Source organism: Streptomyces sp. NPDC059909 (genome assembly GCF_042730885.1).
Classification (GTDB): domain Bacteria; phylum Actinomycetota; class Actinomycetes; order Streptomycetales; family Streptomycetaceae; genus Streptomyces.
Map to the genome: position 1 here is coordinate 468 of NZ_JBHWKX010000239.1, position 839 is coordinate 1306.

The 839-nt window shown below is 75.9% G+C and carries 1 protein-coding gene and 1 pseudogene; both read right to left on the minus strand.

Going from position 1 to position 839, the window contains the following annotated elements:
• Positions 1-359, minus strand: a pseudogene (locus tag ACFV9O_RS40505) (phage tail protein); the annotation flags it as partial.
• The coding region (locus ACFV9O_RS40510; protein ID WP_385428118.1) for an NAD-dependent epimerase/dehydratase family protein at positions 347-839 on the minus strand (493 nt) is incomplete at its 5' end. The gene ACFV9O_RS40510 and the pseudogene ACFV9O_RS40505, both read right to left, overlap by 13 nt.

The window sequence follows — 839 nt, forward strand, 5'->3', positions numbered from 1 at the left end:
GCGCGCTCGACGGGGCAACGGTCGAGGTAGAAGCCGTCGACCAGGTACCAGTCGCGGAAGCGGTGGGCGTCCGAGAGGAGCGCGCCGAAGGTGCGCCGGCCACCCGCGAGATCCAGCTGCCCGATCACGCGGACCTGTGCGTTCCGCAGGCGGCCGGCCGCTTCCAGGCAATGCGGGTCGGGGCGTTCGCCGGGGCCGTCGGCGATGTTGAGGACGGCCCAGTGGACTCCGGCGCCGACGCGCGGGAGCGCCTCCCATTCGCGTGGGGCCAGCAGGGGGTGGGCGTAGCCGGGGACGCCGAGGCGGAGCTGTCCGGCACTGACGGCGGGCTGGGTGTCGGGCTGCGTCAGATACGGCACGCCGCCTCCATCCAGATGTCGGCCAGGGACTCCTCCAGGTTGATGCGCGGCCGCCAGCCGAGCCGGTCGCGGGCGGTGCGGACGTCGGCCTGCTGCCAGCTCCCGCAGCCGTCCGGGTACGGGTACGCGGCGGGCGAGGGCGCGAGGTCCGGGTCGGGCCGGGGGTGGCCGATGGCGGCCCGCAGTCCGCCCTGGCCGTGGTCGGCGCGGGCGTGCAGCCCGCCCGGGGCGGCGGCCGGGTAGCCGGAGGGGGTGTCCAGTTCGTGCAGGGCTCCGCCGTAGCCGGCGACGCGGGCGAGGACGGCGGCGGCGTCCCGGAGTCGGACGGCGCGGCCGGAACCGATGTTGATCACGCCTTGAGCGGCGGAGAGAGAGGCGGCATGGACGGCCCGGGCGACGTCTCGGACGTCGACGAAGTCGCGTTGCACGCCGAGGCCGCCGAGCTTGAGCTCACCGTCACCGGACTGCATGGCGCGGCGC